Here is an 18,334-nt window from a genome sequence, read left to right on the forward strand (position 1 = left end):
ATGGCAAACTCACTCTCTCGCTTCAGGCTCGACATACTGATCTGCTGCACAGCGTTGCTGTCGGGCTGCGCGTTAATCCACAACGACACTGCGCCGCACGTGCAGATCGCGCCCGAACAGATCCGGCTTGCCGACGACATCCATCTCGCCCACGACGGCTGGCCCGACGCCCAATGGTGGAAGCGCTACGACGACCCGCAACTCGACACGCTGATCCAGCGCGCCCTGGCAGGCTCTCCGACTATCGCGATGGTGCGCACGCGTGTCACTCAGGCGGGGTCCCAGGCGGACGTGCTCCGTGCCGGCACGGGCCTGCAAATGGCCGCGTTCGCGCTGATCAACGAGCAACGCGCATCGGCAAACGGTTTTCTGGGTCCTTATGCGCTGAATCTGCCGCGTCTCGGCATCACCGGTCCGTGGTACACGGAAGGCGCGCTCGGGGCGGTCGCCGATCTGAATATCGATTTGTGGGGCATGCACCGTTCGGCCGTCGAAGCCGCGCTCGGTGTGCAAAATGCGCGGATCGCCGAAACGGCCGCCGCGGAACTGGACATTTCGTCTGGCATCGCACAGCTCTACTACAGCATGCAGACCACGTACCGGATGCTCGATTTGCTGCAACAAACGAGGGATGCACTCGACTACGCGGTCGACGCGCATCGAGGCAAGGTCCAGCACGGACTGGAAGCGAACACGCCATTGCATGGCGCGCGCGCGCAAGTGCTGGCCGTCGACCGCCAGATCGTTGCAGCACAAGGACAGGTCAAGGAACTGCGCGAATCGATCCGGGCGCTGGTCGGCGCGGGACCCGATGATCTGAACGACATCCACCCCGTGCCGTTGCCGCAAGTGGAAGCGAGCCTGCCACGTACGCTGCAATACGAACTGCTCGCCCGACGCCCCGATCTTCAGGCCATGCGCTGGTACGTGCAATCGTCCTTCAGCCAGATCGATGCCGCCAAGGCCGCTTTTTATCCCAGTCTGGACATCAAGGCGTTGATCGGTCTCGACTCGCTTCACCTCGACAAGCTCTTTCGCAGCGCCAGTCAACAGATCAACCTGATACCGGGTCTCTACCTGCCGATCTTCGACGGCGGCCGTCTGAACGCCAACCTGCATGGCACGCGCGCCGCCAGCGACATGCTGATCGAGCAATACAATCAGGCGGTGCTCAACGCCGTGCGCGACGTCGCCGTCAGCAGCAACCGTCTGCAGGCGCTTGATGACGAGCGCGCACTCCAGATGGAAAAGATCGGCGCAACCCGATTCGCGCAAGAATCAGCCGAGGCGTACTACACGCGTGGTCTCGCGAGCCGTCAGATTGCAACCGAGGCCCGCCTGCCCGTGCTGGCTGAACAGATGGCGCTTTTGCTGCTCGATGGCCAGCGCCTTGAGCAAGGTATCGCGTTGACGAAAGCGCTGGGTGGCGGCTATACGAGCGACACCGCCAAACCTTGAACTGCCCGCCCGGGCTACGCGAGTTGCGAGTGCGTTTGGTCCGTCGTCTCGACAACCAGAAGCCCCGCCCGCAATCCAGGCTTCACAGTCGCGTTGGGAAACACGATGCGCTCCTCGTCGTGGCGCACGACATAGCGATAATCGCCATCGCGCGCGAGAACCGTATCGCGCGTGAAGGCCGTGAAATTGGCCACGTCTTTCGCGAGCAACAACTCGAACGAATCGCTTTGCTTGGTGATCTGATCGATGACGGTAAAGACACGCGGCAGCGGCAAGGAAGCATCGCCTGGCTCACCGGCAATCAGCTGGCGCAACGCTGTATCGGCGGAGGCAAATCGCGCAAGATCGTTCTGCCCGAAGGGACGAACCTTCCCCAGCTCCAGCGTGCAGGCATCCGCACCGCAAACCTCGGAGGTGAAATGCGAGTACGTATTGCCTTTGGTGGTATGCAAGAGCACAGCCGCTATCCGCGCATCACGCAGCCATTCGAACATCGCGCGCGACAACGGCGCACCCGTATGCGGCAGCAGCGCGAACTGCTCGAACACGGAAGCGCGAATCGCAGTGTGCAGATCGACATGCCATCGCGCGCCTGGCGCGTCGGATGCCTCGGCGAAAAACTGCTGCGCGATACGCTCCAGCGCCACTGCACGCGGCGCCTCGTGACTCGTGGGCAACTGCGCATGACGTCCGCTGAACAGCCGGTTTAGATCGTCGTCGATATAACGGCACGACTCGCGCATCGCCTGCACGTTGCCGAGTATCACCAGCACCCGGCAAGCAAGCGCAGCGCGTCCCTGTGCGATGTCGCGCACCACAAACGACAGCAGTTCGATCGGCGCGGTCTCGTCGCCATGAATGCCCGCCGACGCCAGCACGCTGCGACCCTCGCCATCCGCCAACCCGGCGGGCTCGAACTGCAGCACACCGTCGTCGATCCATGCCCAACGCACGCCGTTCGCGCACACGCCCTCGCGCGCATCGTCGGCGGGCCGATGGCCGGCCAGCGTGAACGCGAGGAAATCGTCGAGCATCGCCGGCACGGACGGATTAGCGCTGGAAGTCATACAGCGAACCCAGACCAAGAATCTGCGTCAGTTCATCGAGGGCCGTGCGCGACTCGATCAGCAATTTCGGATCGGCGAGATCGGTCGGCGCGAGGCGGTCGCGATAGTGCGTCTCGATCCATGCATCGAGACGCGTGAAGAGCTTGTCATCGATCCACACGCCCGGCGCCACCGCGCCCCGCTCCGCTTCGTTCAGCACGACACGCAAGCGCAGGCAGGCCGGGCCGCCGCCGTTCTTCATGCTCTCGCGCAGATCGAACACCAGTACATCGTCGATGGGCGCCGTGCTGGCGACCAGCTCGTCGAGATAAGCCGCCACGCGCGGATTCTCACGGGACTCCTGCGGCACGACCAGCACCTGCTTGCCGCTGGTTCCGTCGTTGAGCAACAGCAACTGGCTGTTGAACAGATACGACGACACGGCATCGGCGACGCTCACCTGCGCATCCGGCACTTCGATCACGTTGAACTCGCCGTTGAACTTCGAGAGCTTCGAACGCAGTTCGTCGTACACAGCCTTTTGCTCGACAAACGCAAGCTGATGGCAGAACAGCGTGCGCGCATTGCCAACCGCGATCACATCGTTATGAAACACGCCCGCGTCGATCACTTCGGGCGTCTGTTGCGCGTACACGGTCGCGTCGTCGGCAAGACCGTGACGGTGCGCAACCGCGCGGCTCGCCTCGAACGTCTGACGCGCGGGATAGCGCTTCGGCTCCGGCCCGCGGCGATATTCGCTGCGTCCGTACACGAAGAACTCGACGCCCTTCGCGCCATATTCCGCGCAAAAACGCGTGTGGTTCGCCGCGCCTTCGTCGCCGAGCGCGGGCGTGCCGGGCAATGCCTCGTGCACGACGAAGTGTGATGGGTCGGCGAAAATCGCGCGCAGCGTGCGGCGCGTCGCTTCATGCTCGATCGCGCGATGCAGCTTGCTGGTCAGGTTCGCGGGCGTGAAATGCACGCGGCCATCCTGCGTATCCGCCGAGGGGCTGACCGTCGCAGCATTCGCCGTCCACATCGCGGATGCGGAACTCGCCGCCGCGAGCAGCTCCGGCGCGTTCTTCGCGACGCGCTCGATCACGCTCGCGTCGTCGCCGGAAAAACCGAGCTCGCGCAACAGGCGTATCGACGGGCGCTCTTGCGGCGGCAGCACGCCCTGTTTGAAACCGAGGTCCGCGAGCTGCTTCATCTTGCGCAGGCCCTGCTTGGCAGCGGCCTTCGGGTTCGCGACGGACTTGTCGTTGTTCTGCGACGCGACGTTGCCGAACGACAGCCCCGCGTAGTTGTGGGTCGGTCCGACAAGTCCGTCGAAATTGGCTTCAGTGGCTTGCATCGTCGATCCTTAGAAATGAAGACCCGGCGACACGCTCGCGGGCATTTGCAGTTGCGCGCTTTCGACAGAGGCCATCGGGTACGCACAGTAATCGGCCGCGTAGTACGCGCTCGGCCGGTTGTTGCCCGAGCGGCCCGTGCCGCCGAACGGCGCCGCCGAAGAAGCGCCATTGGTCGGCCGGTTCCAGTTCACGATGCCGGCGCGGATCGCGCGCTGGAAGTGCGTCCACAGCGCTTCGTCGTCGGCGAGCAAGCCCGCGGACAGGCCGAACTCCGTGTCGTTCGCACCCGAGATCGCTTCGTCGAACGAGCCGTAACGGACGATCTGCGCGAGCGGCCCGAAGTGTTCTTCGTCCGGCAGGTTCGTCACATTCGTGACGTCGAGAATGGCGGGAGAAACGAATCCGAGCTTCGGATCGCGCTGCTCCATCTTCAGCAGCGGCTTCGCGCCATCCGCAATCAGACGTTCCTGCGCTTCGACCAGACGCGCCGCCGCACGCGCCGAAATCACCGCGCCCATGTACGGCTGCGGATCGGCGTTGTACTCGCCCACGGCAATGCGCGAACTCACTTCGACGAGACGCGCGAGGAACTGATCGCCGAACGCGTCGTTCGGCACGAAGATGCGGCGCGCGCACGTGCAGCGCTGCCCTGCCGACAGGAACGCCGATTGAATCGTGTGATGCACGGCGGCATCGAGATCGGCGACGGGCGCGACCACGAGCGGATTGTTGCCACCCATCTCCAGCGCGAGCACGATCTCGGGACGGCCGCCGAACTGCTTGTGCAGCAGCGTGCCCGTGTCGGAACTGCCCGTGAAGAACAGGCCGTCGATCTGGCGATGGTTCGCGAGCGCAACGCCCGTGTCCTTCTCGCCCTGCACGAGGCTCAGCACGCCCGCGGGCAGGCCTGCATCGCGCCACACCTCGACGGTCAAGCGCGCCACGCCCGGCGCGAGTTCCGAAGGCTTGAACACGACCGCGTTGCCCGCGATCAGCGCTGGCACGATATGTCCGTTCGGCAAATGGCCGGGGAAGTTGTACGGCCCGAACACAGCGACGACGCCATGCGGACGATGACGAAGCACTGCTGTGCCGTCGGCCATCGCGGCGCGCCGCTCGCCCGTGCGTTCGTTGTACGACTGGACCGAGATGTCGACCTTCGCCGCCATCGTCGCGACTTCCGTGCGCGCTTCCCACAAAGGCTTGCCCGTTTCGCGGCCAATCGCCTCGGCAATCGATTCCTTGCGCTCGTTGATCAACGCAGCGAAGCGGCGCACGACAGCGACGCGCTCGTCGAGGCTAACGGCCGACCACAACGCGAACGCACGGCGCGCGCTCATCACGGCGCGATCGACGTCTTCCGCCGACGCGCTATTGCCTTCCCACACCGTCGCGCCCGTGCCCGGGTTGCGCGATGCGAATGCGTGTCCTGTGCCGGCGACCCATTCGCCGTCGATGAAAAGCTCGCTCATGTCAGTCCTTATTTCTGTTTCAGGGGCAGCACGCGCACCGGCTCGCCTGCCTTCACGTTCAAAGCCACCGCTTCGTCCGCCGTCAGACGGAACACGCCGTGGTCCACGACACCCGCCGCGACGCCCGTGCGGAAATCGTCCAGCGACGTGTTCGAGACGAGCGAACGGGGGCCGCCCTCCTGCGCTGCGACGGCAGCAATCTCGACGGGCACGACGACGCTCTCGCGCACCGTGCGCAGATCGGCGACGTGGCATTCGAGCACAGGACCCGCATCGAAAATATCGACGTGATTCTCGTAACGCAGCCCTTCCGCTTCGAGCATCTTGCGCGCAGGCAACGTGTCGCTATGCGTGAGGCCGATGGCCTGCTGCGCTTCGTCGGGCAGCAGTTCGACGTACACGGGAAAACGCGGCATCAGCTCCGCGAGGAACGACTTGCGGCCGTGCGAGCTGAGATAGTCGGCGGCATTGAAATCGATCTGATAAAAATGCGAGCCGACCGCGCGCCAGAACGGCGACGTACCGTCGGAATCGAAATGGCCGCGCAGCTCCGCGCAGATGCGCTGCGGAAAGCGCTCGCGAAACTGCGCGATGAACATGAAGCGCGAGCGCGACAGCAGACCACCCACGCCATGTGCGCGATAACGCGGGCTGAGAAACAGCGAGCACACTTCCGCGTAGCCCGTCAGGTCGTGCGAGATGTTGAGCGCACGCATGCGCGTCCAGATGCCGAGATCCTGCGACGCATGCACGACCGTGCTCACGCGATAGTTATAAAACGGCTGCTCGAGTCCCACGGCTGTTTCGATCCCGCAGACACCGGCAATGTCCTTCGTCTGCGAATCTTCCATCACGAAGAAGTAACCCTTTTCGTGCGGCACGGCCTTGTCTTCGAGCGTGCGACGCACGCGCTCGACGCGCTCGGCGAGCGCATCGCGATCCGGCTTGAAGGTCGTGAGACCGGGACCCGTCTCCTGAGCGAGCGCGACGAGCGCGTCCACATCGCCCGTCTGCACGACGCGAACGACGATCATTGTGCTTCTCCCGTGGTGTGTGTCGGTTCCTGCTGATGCAGCGGCACGCAGCGCACCGTATCGCCGTCCTGCACGTCGAGCGCATGGCGCGCGGCAGCCGGCAGCGGCGCGCCGCCGTCCGTCTGCGCGGGCAGATCGGCGAGCACGCAGCGGAATTCGCCCGGCTTGTTGCTCGCGATCAGATACGTCGCGCCCTGTTGCGCCGATGTTTCGTGCACGGTGCGCGTCTCGTTGCGCTTCACGCACGCGCTGCGTTCTATTTGCGCGGTCAGCACGGGGCCGGCATCGAAGATATCGACGTAGCGGTCCGTCTCGAAGCCTTCTTCCATGTGGATGTCGTACGCGAGCAGCGCCTTTTCGTCGGGCTCGCCGAGCACGCGCTGCGCAGCTTCGGGCAACAGCGGCACATAGATCGGATAGCTCGGCATCACTTCCGCGATGAACGTGCTGCTGCGGCCGCCCGACTGCACTTCGATATCGGCGAAATTGCGGCCGAAGAACTTGCGGCCCACGGCTTCCCAGAACGGCGACACGCCCGTATCGTCCGTCACGCCGAGCAGCAGCGAGAACACTTCGGACGTGAAGCGCTTGCGGTTCGCGGCGATGTACATCATCCGCGCACGCGACATCAGATGCGCGGCGGCATCGCCGCGCATCGCCGGGTCGATATAGAAACCGGCGAGACGGCTCTTGCCCGTCAGTTCATGCGACATCGTCAGCGCGTGAATCTTGCGGTTAACGTGCAGTTCGCGCGACGCGTGAATGAGGGCGTCGTTGCGGAACACGTAGAACGGCTCCGAATAGCCCGCTGCCGCGACGATGCTCGACGTGCCGTGCAGCTTGCCCGTCTCGCTGTCTTCCAGCACGAAGAGATAGAACTCCTCGCCCGGAAAATCGACTTCCGCGCGAAACGAGTCTTCCGACAACGCGACGCGCGCCTCCAGCGCGCGCCGGTCGTGCGGCAGCGAGTGCAGCACGGGCTGCGCGGTGCGCGCCATCTGTTGCAACGCGTCGAGATCGGCCAGGCGGCCAGGGCGGACGAAGAGCATCGTGGTCTCGTGTAATGTGGCTTGAAGGATTACTTCGCGAGCGCTGTTGCGCCGACGACTTCCTCGATCGCCTTTTCGAAGCGCGCGAGACCTTCGTTCATGTCGTCAGCGGAAATGATCAGCGACGGCGCGAAACGCAGCACATCGGGACCGGCCATCAGCATGATGACGCCGTGCTTGCCGGCTGCCGTGACGAAGTCTTTCGCGCGGCCCTTGAAAGCTTCCGTGAGTTCCATGCCGATCAGCAGACCCTTGCCGCGCACGTCCTTGAAGATGCCGAAGCGTTCGTTGATCTTCGCGAGCGTCGCCTTGAACTGTTCGCTGCGCGCGCGCACGCCCTCCAGTAGTTTCGGGTCGCTGACGAGATCGACCACTTTCAGCGCGATCGCTGTCGCGAGCGGATTGCCGCCGTATGTGGTGCCGTGCACGCCGACCTTGAAGTGGGCGGCGAGTTCGTTCGTGGTCAGCATCGCGCCGATCGGGAAGCCGTTGCCGAGCGCCTTCGCGGTGGTCAGGATGTCGGGCGTGACGCCCGTGTCCTGATACGCATAAAAGAAGCCCGTACGGCCGACGCCCGTTTGCACTTCGTCGAAAATCAGCAGTGCGTTGTGCTGGTCGCAGGCTTCGCGCAGCGCTTTCAGGAACGCGGGATCGGCGGGGATCACGCCGCCTTCACCCTGCACCGGCTCGACGATCACCGCGCAGGTTTTCGGGCCGATCGCGGCGCGCGCCGCTTCGATATCGTTGTAAGGCAGGTGCCTGATGCCGGCGGGCACAGGGCCGAAGCCTTCCGAGTACTTCGGCTGTCCGCCGACGCTCACCGTGAAGAACGTGCGGCCGTGGAACGACTGGGTGAACGAGACGATTTCGTCCTTCTGCGCGCCGTGGCGGTCGAAGGCGACGCGGCGCGCGAGTTTCAGGGCGGCTTCGTTGGCTTCCGCGCCAGAGTTCGCGAAGAACGCGCGGTCGGCGAAAGTCAGCTCTTCGAGGCGTTTTGCGAGGCGCAGGACGGGCTCGTTCGTGTAACCGTTACCGATATGCCACAGCTTGGCGCCCTGATCGTGCAGAACCTTCAGCAGTTCGGGATGCGCGTGGCCCAGCGCCGTGACGGCGATGCCGCCCGCGAAGTCGATGTAGTCCTTGCCTTGCGTGTCCCATACGCGGGAACCGGCGCCGCGGTCCGGTACGAAAGACGCTGGCGCGAAGACGGGGACCATGACTTCGTCGAAGGTCTGGCGGGTGACATTTTGGTCGTGCATGGCGGGGCCTCGGGGTTTGGTCACTTTGACGGTTCTTAGTTTAGGTGACAGTGGGCGGGGCGTCTTGCGTGGAAGCGACGGGTTCTTTTTTTATGTCTGCGACGCTGGGGGTGGGTTGGGGGTTTTTGTTGCCTTGCGGCGATGGGCGGTTTGCCTTGTTTTTTGCTGGTATCCGGGGGGGGTGCCCCTATGTGATTCGTCAAGCGGTAGGGGCGGATTTTGGTTGGTAGAGGGTGCCGTCGCGCAGCATGGCGAACAGCACGTCGCAGCGTCGTCGAGCGAGAGCGATGAGCGCCTGATTGTGGCGCTTGCCCTGCTGGACCTTGCGCGTGTAATAGTCCCTTGAGATCGGGTCTCGCAGGGCAGCAAAGGCCGAGAGGAAGAGCGCTCTCTTGAGTACCTTGTTGCCCCGTCTGGACGGGTGTTCGCCACGGATGGACGAGCCCGAGCGTCGGGTCACCGGGGCGAGGCCGGCGTAGGCGGCGAGATGCGCAGCCGATGCGAAGGCTTTGTGAGCGACTTCAGTGAGGAGTCTGGCGGCGGTCCTGACGCCGACTCCCGGCATGCTGGTCAGGACCGGCCAAAGAGGGTGTGCGTGCACCAGACGTTCAACTTCGCTGGCAACCTCCTCGCGTTGCTTGCGCAAGGATGCGAGTTGCTGGGCAAGACGCGGCATGACGATGGTTGCGGCCTGAGTACCGGGCACGATCACAGCCTGTTCGCTGAGCGCCTGGACGATGTCGGAAGCCAGGCTCTTGCCCATGCGAGGTGCGAGTTTGGTGAGGCGGTTGGCGAGTGTTTTCTCGCTGGCTGAGGCGAGCTCGGCGGGTGACGGGTATCGCTCAAGCAGATCGAGCACGGCCGGATGGTCGAGCCGCGGCCCCACGACCCTTTCCAGCGCCGGATGGATCTGGGTGAGCAGACCTCGAATGCGGTTGCTGGTCTGCGTGATCTGGGCCGCCAGATCGTCGTCGAAGCCGCACAGCATGGTGAGTTCGGCGAGTGGTTCGTCAGCCAGCCGAAGTGAGCGCAGCGTATGCGGCATTGAGCGCGCGGCTTCAGCAATGATGGCGGCATCGCGAGCATCAGTCTTGGCTTCACCGGCGTGCAGGTCGGCGATGCGGCGCATAGCCAGACCCGGTAGATATGCGACCAGAACATCTTCATCACGGGCGACTGCCACGGGCAACGCGCCGATGGTGGCGGGTTGATCGACGACGAACAGGAGCTGGCCGTGCGTCTTGAGTTCGGTAATGAGGGCGCGCAGCTTGGCCTCATCGTTGGGCAGCGCCTTGTTGTAAAGGCGCTTTCCGCGCCGATCGAGGGCGACGGCGTGATGGTGGCCTTTGCCGACATCGACGCCGACGAATACATCGACAGAGCTATGTTGTTGGTTTTCTTGCATCGAAGGCTTTGCAGGTTGAACGGTTTGGCCTGCAACATCGGTGGCAAGTCTCGGCATCCACGTTACGGACGGCCTCAAGATATCCTGGCCGAGCCCCTATTAGCGATCACCAGCCACCCACCAGGCCCGGTGACAACACCCCCCGGATCATGACTGCGACTGGGGGCGAGAATCATGCCGGGCCTAGCTGGCCAAATCCTCGATTGTCGAGGAATGAAGATAGTAACGGGGGGAGCCTTCGCGGCGCGGGCGATGCCGTTTGGGGCTTTTTGCCTTTGCGCTGGCATCCGCGTTTTGCCTTCGTGGCACGGCCGGTTTGGTTGTTCTAGCCCTTGCGCTGGCATCCGCGATTTGCCTTCGTGGCACGGCCGGTTGGTTGTTCTAGCCCTTGCGCTGGCATCCGCGTTTTGCCTTCGTGGCACGGCCGGTTTGGTTGTTCTAGCCCTTGCGCTGGCATCCGCGTTTTGACTCGTGGCACGGCCGGTTTGGTTGTTCTAGCCCTTGCGCTGGCATCCGCGATTTGCCTTCGTGCTTCAGGCGTCGCCCCTATGCGGGGCGGCACCTACTTTTCTTTGCCGCCGCAAAGAAAAGTAGGCAAAAGAAAGCGGCTCACACCGTCAACTCTTCTTCCTGCCTGAGGGCCCCCAACGGCCCCGTCCTTCACGCGGTAACGCAGTTGTTCACGTGCGTTGCCAACGCTCTCTCTGTACGCCTCACCCGCTTCATGCACCCGCGTCGCAGCACGCCGTGCCAGATAGTCCTCCGCCGCCCAGGTGGCAAACTGTGTGTAGGCCGTAGCACCTCACACGCCTCACTTCGGACCGATAGCACACGCGTTCCCCCATGTAAGAGCGCCAAGTTATACGCTGCGACAACCTACACACAGTTTGCCACCTGGGCGGCAGAAACCATTCGCTGCCGCTAGCCCGTGTATGGGAGTTCGAAGCGGGTGAGGCGTTCATTCGAAGCGTTGGCAACGCGCGCCAATAGAGATGTTGCCGTGTGAAGCGTAAGACCGGTTGGGGGCCCTCAGGCAAGAATAGGAATGAGCGGTGTTAGCCGCTTTCTTTTGCCTACTTTTCTTTGCGGCGGCAAAGAAAAGTAGGTGCCGCCCCGCACAGGGGCGACGCTTGAACAGCAAACACCGTAACGCGGATGCCAGCGCAAGGGCTAGAACAACCAAACTGGCCGTGCCACGAAGGCAAATCGCGGATGCCAGCGCAAAGGCAAACACACCGCGCCGAAGCTCGCGCAGCAAACACCATAGCGCGGATGCCAACGAAAACACCAGCAAACCACCCCAGCGTCGCAAGACAAAAAAACCTAAACCTCTTGATCCGGCGGCTCAATCAACGCCGCGGGCCGCGGCTCGCTAATCGCCGCACTGCCACCGCTGCCATGCTGCTTCTCGATGAAATTCCTCCGCTCTTCACGCGGCGTAACGCCAAATTTTTCCCGATAAGCATTAGAAAAATGCGCAGCAGAAGAAAACCCACATGCAAGGCTAATCTGCACAACAGACTTACTAGTCCGCTGCAACTGCGTCCGCGCCTTCGCAAGGCGCAAACCGAGGTAATACTTCGACGGCATCGACCCAAGATACTGCCGAAACAGCCGCTCCAGCTGCCGACGCGAAACGCCAACAAGCCCAGCTATCTCATCCGAAGTCAACGGATCCTCAATATTCGCTTCCATCAACAGCAAAGCATCATTCAACCGAGGATGCCGCTCGCCCGGCGCCGTCACGAACGGAATCCGCTGACGTTCCTCGCCGGACCGCAAGGTCCCCACGCCCATCGTATCGGCGATACGATCAGCCAGTTCAGGCCCATGCTCACGCCCAATCATGGCCAGCATAAAATCGACGGTCGCCTGCCCACCCGCGCAGGTCGCGCGATCATGATCGATCTCGAAGATCTGCTGCGTGACAATCGACCGCTCGAATTGCTCCGTGAACTGCTGATACGTCTCCCAGTTCACGCTGACGCGATAGCCGGAGAGTTGCCCCGCCATCGCCAGCCACCACACGCCGTGGTGAATACCCGTCACGAGCGGCGTACGCTGCCCAACCCGCGACAGACTGGCAAGAAACATCCGGTAATCCGCAAACTGCTGAAAGCGCTCACTAACGAGAATCAGCCAGTCGCACGAAATCGCATCGCCGAATGCGGTATCGGCAGGCCACTGCGCGCCGCCCGCGAGCGGCACCGGCCGTCCGTCCCACGAGCACACCTGCCAGCGGTACAGCGCGCGGCCATCAATCTCATTGGCGAGATTCAGCGCATCGACAATAGGCCCCACGCCCGACATCGAAACGGGTGGCAACGCGACAATCGCGACCTGAGTCGTGCGTGCCGGACTGGACGACGGACGTGGCATTAACGTGTGCTGCGGGACGCCCGCTTACTTGAGACTGCCCGACAGGAACTGCTTCAGCCGCTCGCTCTTCGGCGTGGCCAGCACCTCGGACGGCACGCCTTCTTCCTCCGTGCGGCCCTGATGCAGGAACATCACATGGTTCGACACGTTGCGCGCAAAGCCCATTTCGTGCGTCACGACGATCATCGTGCGGCCTTCTTCGGCGAGCTTCTGCATCACCTTCAGCACTTCGCCGACCAGCTCGGGATCGAGCGCGGAAGTCGGCTCGTCGAACAGCATCACGTCCGGGTTCATCGCCAGCGCGCGCGCAATCGCCACACGCTGCTGCTGCCCGCCCGACAGATGCGACGGATATTGCTTCTCCAGACGCGGTGCGAGACCGACCTTCTCCAGATACTCGCGCGCGCGCTCTTCGGCTTCCTTGCGCGACAGGCCGAGCACGTGAAGCGGTGCTTCGACCACGTTTTCCAGCACGTTCATGTGCGCCCACAAGTTGAAGTGCTGGAACACCATCGCGAGCTTCGTGCGGATGCGCTGCAGCTGCTTGTGATCCGCGACCTCGAAGTTGCCGTGACGATCGACCTTCGTGCGCACCGCTTCGCCATCGACGACGATCTGACCGGCGTTCGGCCGCTCGAGAAAATTGATGCAGCGCAGGAACGTACTCTTGCCCGACCCGCTCGCACCGATGATGCTGATCACGTCGCCCTTGTTGGCATTCAGCGAGACGCCCTTCAGCACTTCGTTATCGCCATAGCGCTTGTGGATGTCCTGCACGGCGAGCTTGCAGGCTTCCGTTTGAGTCGTGTGGAGCAAGGTGCTCTCCCAGAGTGAAGACGGGTGAAACGGTGCTTACGTATTACGGGCTCTCGGCCGGTCAACGCCGCACGGCCAGATACGCAAGCCAGTGGCGCTCGGCGCGCCGGAACAACGCAACCAGCGCGAACGATACAGCAAGATAAATCAGCGCCGCGAGCCCGAAAGCCTCGAACGAGCGGTACGTCGCGGAGTTCGCATCGCGTGCGACCTTCAGCACGTCGGGCACAGTCGCCGTGAAGGCGACGGTGGTCGCGTGCAGCATCAGGATCACTTCGTTACTGTACAACGGCAGCGCGCGGCGCAGCGCGGACGGTATCACAATCCGCCGGTACATCGTGAACCAGCTCATGCCGTAGGCGCGTGCGGCTTCGACCTCGCCGTGCGAGGTCGCGCGGATCGCGCCCGCGAAGATCTCCGTCGTGTACGCGCAGGTGTTCAACGCGAACGCGAGAATCGCGCAGTGAAACCCGCTGCGGAAGAACGAATCGAGCAGCGCATGCGAGCGCACGAACTCGAGGCTGTAAATGCCCGTGTAGATCAGCAGCAACTGCACATAGAGCGGCGTGCCGCGAAACACGTAGGTGTAGAGGCGCACGGGCGTCGACAGCCAGCGCTTTCTCGATACCCGCGCCACAGCTAGCGGAATCGACGTCACGAAACCGATGCCGATCGATGCGACCAGCAGCCACAATGTGACGGCAAGACCCGAGATACGTTGCCCGTCCCAGTAGAGGAACGCGCGCCAGAACTGGTTGAGAATGTCGATCATGATCGTCTCCTGCGCGTGGCGCGAATTAGAGTTCGGCGTGTCGAACGCCGATCGAATAGCGCTTCTCCAGCCAGATCAGCACGAGGTTCGACACGGTCGTGATGGCCAGATAGATCGCCGCGGCAACGAGGATGAAGAAGAACATGTTGAACGTGCTCTTGCCGGCGTCCTGCGCGGCCTTGACGACATCGGCGAGTCCGATGATCGACACCAGCGCCGTCGCCTTCACGAGCACCTGCCAGTTGTTGCCGATGCCCGGCAGCGCGAAGCGCATCATCTGCGGGAACATGATGCGGGCGAATACGCGCGCGCCGCTCATACCGTATGCCGCGCCCGCTTCGAGCTGGCCGCGCGGCACGGCGAGAAACGCGCCGCGAAAGGTCTCGGTGAAATACGCGCCGTAGATGAAGCCGAGCGTCAGCACGCCCGCGACGAACGGGTCGATGTCGAATTGCGGCAGGTTCAACGCGTCGGTCAGGTTGTTGACGGCGATCTGGATGCTGTAGAACAGCAGCAGCATGAGAACCAGGTCGGGCACCGAACGGATCAGCGTCGTGTAGCCCGTCGCGATCGCGCGCATCGGCCGGCTCAACGACAGCTTCGCCGCCGCGCCGACCAGCCCCAGCACGACGGCCGTCGCCAGAGAAAGAACCGACAGCTCGATCGTCTTGATCGTGCCTTCGAGGAGCACCGGGCCAAAGCCATATAAGAACACGCGTGTCTCCTTTGAGGTTATCCGGACAGCCACAACGAACTGCGGCATGGCGCGGATACTCGCAAGCAAAAATAAATTGCTCAAACCGGGACATACGCTTGTTGTGCATCGCAACATCCGCGAAGGCGCTGCATGGCGGGCGTTGGACGCCCGGTATAGCGGGCGCTATCTGTTTGTAAGCGGATGGTGCGCGCATTGCGTGTGCCGCGAATTAGCAAGTTTGCGGTCGCTTTTTCGATAGACGCGCGAAGCCGCCCGCATGCTCGCAAACCCGCGCCGATTGGGGCTTTCCCTGAAAGACAGCCGCATCCGATACTGCCAGGCGCTTCCCGTGGAAGCCGTCCCGACGCACCCGCGTTAGACTGGCTTCTTCCTTCGACACCCGACGCTTCCGCGACAAGGATCGCCGCATGACACTTCGCCCCGATTCCACGACGCTCGACGCCTACACCCACGACGCCGCCCGCTACTCGCGCGAATGGCTCGATCAGCCGCCGCCCGACGACATGTATGCGCTGTGGGAAAACCATCTGCTGCCGACGGGCAAGACGGCCGATATCGGCTGCGGCAACGGGCGCGACGCCGCATGGCTCGCGGACCATGGGTATCGCGTGACGGGTTTCGATGCGTCGGAGGGTTTGCTCGAAGAAGCGCGGCGGCTCTATCCGCAGATTGCGTTTCGCACCGCGACGCTGCCGTCGCTCGCCGAGATCGACGAGCAATTCGACAACGTGGTCTGCGAAACCGTGCTGATGCATCTGCCCGTCGACGCCATCACCGATGCAGTCGACAACCTCGTGCGCATCCTGCGGCCCAACGGCATGCTGTATCTGTCGTGGCGCGTGACGGAGGGCGTGGACGCGCGCCAGCCGGATGGACGGCTTTACTCGGCGTTCGAACCGTCGCTCGTCACAGACGAGCTGACCAGCTGCGTGATCCTGTTCGCCGACGACACGACGAGCGCCAGTTCCGGCAAGCGCGTGTGCCGCATCATCGCGGCGAAGCGGTCCGAGGACTGAGCGCGTATCTGATGGGGCATCAATCGATGCCGAGACATGCGCGGATCGCGGGCAGCATCGCCTCCACGGCCGCGCGCCCTTCCGCAATCGCGGGCTCCGCACGGTGAAAGTCGAAGATACCCATACCCGCGAGGCGCGGCTGGATCAGGATGTCGGCCGGTTCGCCCGCGAGGCGGCTGCGCGTGATCCGCACCTGCATGATGTCGATGCTTTGCGCGATCGAACTGAGCATCGACGGCACGCGCGCGCTCGGCGCAGGCGCCACGCGCACATCACGCGAATGCTGTTCGGGCGAAGGCTGCAGCCAGTTCGGAAACGGCTTGCCGTTGCGCCGTAGCAAAACGGGCGGCGCAGGCGTCGCGATCGCGGGCGGCGGTGCGTCGGGATCGAGCGGCAGCGGCTCGGATTCTTCGACGGCTCGCTCGATGACGGCCTCGATCGATTCTTCCGTCGGCATGGGCGGCAGATCGACCACCGCGCCGCCGAAGTCGCGGCCATTGAGAATGTCGTTGTTCAGGTCCACGGCGATGACACAGTCGGCCCGCATGCCGCGCGCCGCCGATACGGGCACGGGGTTCGACAGCCCGCCGTCGACGAGCCACACGCCCTCATGCAGCACCGGCGTGAAAATGCCTGGAATCGCAATCGACGCGCGCACGGCATCCACCACGCCGCCGTCCTGCAGCCACGTCTCGCGGCCCGAATCGAGTTCCGTCGCGACGGCAGCGAACGGCATCTGCAACTGGCTGATCTCGCGTCCGTTGAAGCGGTTCGCAAACACCTGGATGACTTTCCTGCCGCCGAGCAGCCCGCCCGAAAAACGCAGATCGAGCAGACGCACGACCGACTGCCACGTGAGCCCCGTCACCCACTCTTCTAGCCAGTCGAGATCGCCGTTCGCATAGACGGCGCCGACCAGCGCGCCGATCGACGTGCCCGCCACGAGGTCCGGCTTGATGCCCGCGTCGTGCAGCGCCCGGATCGCCCCGATGTGCGCCCAGCCGCGCGCGGCCCCGCCGCCGAGCACGAGGCCGATGCGCTTGTATCGCCTACGTGTGGCCATTGTTGTTTTCTCCCTTGTTTGCAGGCGTTTTCTGTTTGGACCGTGGCGTTCGGCTGTCGTTTTCAGCCCTCGTTCCAGCCTTCGCTTGCGGTCGCCCTGCTCGCCCTGGCTTATCCGCCCTCCGTCAGTGCCCGCGCATCACGTCCGAGCGTGAGGTCGTGTAGACGACGTGATTGACGTCGAAGTGCACGTTGAAAAAGCCCTCTTCGGTGACGCCGCCTTCGCGCCACTTCCAGCTCCATACCGTCTCGGGCTTGAGCGGATAAACGGCTACTTCGCCGGGCTTGCCGAGCAGGCGGCGCACCTCGTCTTCCGTCATGCCGGCGCGGATCTTCGCGAAGTTCGCGGCCGTCAGCACCTGCGTGATCGACTGCAACGTGCCGTCCGGGCCGATGTCGACCATGTACGTGTTGAGGCCTTGTGGACCGCGCGGATATTCGAACCGCTTCGAGCCGTCGGTGAACTGGCGCTCGGTTTCGGGCTTGCCCATCTGGTCGCGGATCTGCGCTTCCGTCGTGATGCCGGGCGTGAGTCCTTTCAGAAGCAGCGCATCCGGTTTGACGGCGTTGAAAAATTCCTTGAGCTTTTGCACGGCTTGCTCGCTCTGCTGGTCGTCGCAGCCGGCGAGCGCGGACAGCGCGCCTGCCATGGCCACGGAAAGCATCATGTTGCGCAACGAGGTGCGATTAACCATCTTCGATAACTTGCTAGACACAAATGATGTGAACGACACAGAGCATAACCCGGTCGACAGCCGGATCGCGAACGATGGCTGTGCAGATGTGTATGGAAAGTTAAAGAATTGCTACGCGAGATTTCTCGTGCGCGAGAAGTGGGATCTGCGATGAACCCACGAAGAAGGCTTGCGAATGGGACCGTGGCGGTGCGTGCAGCAACATTGAAAGCGTTTCGGCCAGAAGCCACATGTGCTTCTGGCCGTGACGCAATTTTCACTGCTATGACGACCGCAAACGACAGCGGCCGCTGGCCCCTCGACTATCCGGCAAGTGCTGACAATCTAGCGTCAGGTTCGAAAATGCGCGAGAGCGCGTTTACACCGAATCGGCTGACGAATCGCATGCGATCTCGCGTGCGGCGGCCAACGATTAGCGTCGGCACGCCAGCCTCGTGATTGCGTGATGCGTGTGAAGTCGCCGCGCCGACGCGCCGGGCATCCTGCCTGCACCCGGCTGACCCGGCCGACCCGGTTCGTCCGGGTGTGCATTGCGTAGCCGACCTACGCGTGACGTGAGGGGCCGACCGGCGTCGAGGTCCGTGGAGGCCGCCGCCTCGTCACGCGGGCATGCATTGCGCAGATCCGCGTCGTTGGCGGCGACGATGACACATTAACGCCCGCGCGCGCGTGATTCCGTGCGACGGCACACGCATCGGACCTTCTCGAAGCGGCCGGAAATGCATTTCGAGCCCTGTTTTCAGGGGTTTTCTGCATCGCTGGCCGCGCGGCCTCCGATTCACGCACACGCCGACCCTG

The 18,334-nt window shown here is 63.4% G+C and carries 15 protein-coding genes; 2 read left to right on the top strand and 13 right to left on the bottom strand.

All coding sequences use genetic code 11. The features are described 5' to 3' along the window. The gene (locus C2L64_RS10525; protein WP_090838484.1) at nt 1-1,458 is read left to right on the top strand and encodes an MdtP family multidrug efflux transporter outer membrane subunit; all 1,458 of its coding nucleotides are present in this window, start codon (nt 1-3) and stop codon (nt 1,456-1,458) included. 14 nt (nt 1,459-1,472) lie between these two features. On the opposite strand, the gene astE is transcribed toward C2L64_RS10525, so the two are convergent. From astE to C2L64_RS10580, 11 genes are all read right to left on the bottom strand, one after another. Continuing rightward, entirely contained in the window at nt 1,473-2,525 is a 1,053-nt protein-coding gene (gene astE, locus C2L64_RS10530) for a succinylglutamate desuccinylase (protein ID WP_090838482.1), read from the bottom strand. Then, nucleotides 2,509-3,858 carry an N-succinylarginine dihydrolase gene (astB, locus tag C2L64_RS10535; RefSeq protein ID WP_090838480.1) on the bottom strand — a complete coding sequence of 450 codons (1,350 nt, stop codon included), beginning with the start codon at nt 3,856-3,858 and terminating at the stop codon, nt 2,509-2,511. The genes astE and astB overlap by 17 nt, the downstream gene beginning before the upstream one ends. 9 nt (nt 3,859-3,867) lie before the next feature. Further along, a complete protein-coding gene (gene astD / locus C2L64_RS10540) occupies nt 3,868-5,331 on the bottom strand; it encodes a succinylglutamate-semialdehyde dehydrogenase (RefSeq protein WP_090838478.1) in 1,464 nt (487 codons plus the stop codon). An 8-nt stretch (nt 5,332-5,339) separates the two neighbouring features. After that, complete coding sequence (astA, locus tag C2L64_RS10545; protein ID WP_090838476.1) at nt 5,340-6,365, bottom strand: arginine N-succinyltransferase; 1,026 nt, start codon at nt 6,363-6,365, stop codon at nt 5,340-5,342. After that, nucleotides 6,362-7,414 (bottom strand): arginine/ornithine succinyltransferase subunit alpha, encoded by a 1,053-nt coding sequence (aruF, locus tag C2L64_RS10550; RefSeq protein WP_007588376.1) that lies wholly within the window; start codon nt 7,412-7,414, stop codon nt 6,362-6,364. The genes astA and aruF overlap by 4 nt, the downstream gene beginning before the upstream one ends. A gap of 29 nt (nt 7,415-7,443) precedes the next feature. Then, the gene (locus C2L64_RS10555; protein ID WP_086914329.1) at nt 7,444-8,673 is read right to left on the bottom strand and encodes an aspartate aminotransferase family protein; all 1,230 of its coding nucleotides are present in this window, start codon (nt 8,671-8,673) and stop codon (nt 7,444-7,446) included. A 199-nt stretch (nt 8,674-8,872) separates the two neighbouring features. Next, on the bottom strand, nt 8,873-10,078 hold the full coding sequence (locus tag C2L64_RS10560) for an IS110 family RNA-guided transposase (RefSeq protein WP_007587666.1): 1,206 nt from the start codon (nt 10,076-10,078) through the stop codon (nt 8,873-8,875). Between the two features lie 1,323 nt (nt 10,079-11,401). Continuing rightward, nucleotides 11,402-12,457: a GlxA family transcriptional regulator gene (locus C2L64_RS10565; protein ID WP_009770426.1), complete on the bottom strand. Its 1,056-nt coding sequence runs from the start codon at nt 12,455-12,457 to the stop codon at nt 11,402-11,404. Between the two features lie 24 nt (nt 12,458-12,481). Next, entirely contained in the window at nt 12,482-13,273 is a 792-nt protein-coding gene (locus tag C2L64_RS10570) for an ABC transporter ATP-binding protein (RefSeq protein WP_007738404.1), read from the bottom strand. A gap of 61 nt (nt 13,274-13,334) precedes the next feature. Beyond that, complete coding sequence (locus C2L64_RS10575) at nt 13,335-14,045, bottom strand: ABC transporter permease (protein ID WP_007738405.1); 711 nt, start codon at nt 14,043-14,045, stop codon at nt 13,335-13,337. Between the two features lie 25 nt (nt 14,046-14,070). After that, on the bottom strand, nt 14,071-14,760 hold the full coding sequence (locus C2L64_RS10580) for an ABC transporter permease (RefSeq protein WP_009770427.1): 690 nt from the start codon (nt 14,758-14,760) through the stop codon (nt 14,071-14,073). A 410-nt stretch (nt 14,761-15,170) separates the two neighbouring features. Between C2L64_RS10580 and C2L64_RS10585 the strand changes: the two genes are divergently transcribed. Next, nucleotides 15,171-15,779, top strand: a complete 609-nt coding sequence (locus tag C2L64_RS10585) for a class I SAM-dependent methyltransferase (RefSeq protein ID WP_009770428.1) — start codon at nt 15,171-15,173, stop codon at nt 15,777-15,779. A gap of 19 nt (nt 15,780-15,798) precedes the next feature. Here the strand turns inward: C2L64_RS10585 and C2L64_RS10590 are convergent, their stop codons facing one another. Continuing rightward, the gene (locus C2L64_RS10590; RefSeq protein ID WP_007738414.1) at nt 15,799-16,842 is read right to left on the bottom strand and encodes a patatin-like phospholipase family protein; all 1,044 of its coding nucleotides are present in this window, start codon (nt 16,840-16,842) and stop codon (nt 15,799-15,801) included. Nucleotides 16,843-16,966: 124 nt separating this feature from the next. Then, nucleotides 16,967-17,536, bottom strand: a complete 570-nt coding sequence (locus tag C2L64_RS10595) for a hypothetical protein (RefSeq protein WP_007738415.1) — start codon at nt 17,534-17,536, stop codon at nt 16,967-16,969. Between the last annotated feature and the right edge of the window lie 798 nt (nt 17,537-18,334).

It is taken from the genome of Paraburkholderia hospita (assembly GCF_002902965.1).
Classification (GTDB): Bacteria; Pseudomonadota; Gammaproteobacteria; order Burkholderiales; family Burkholderiaceae; genus Paraburkholderia; species Paraburkholderia hospita.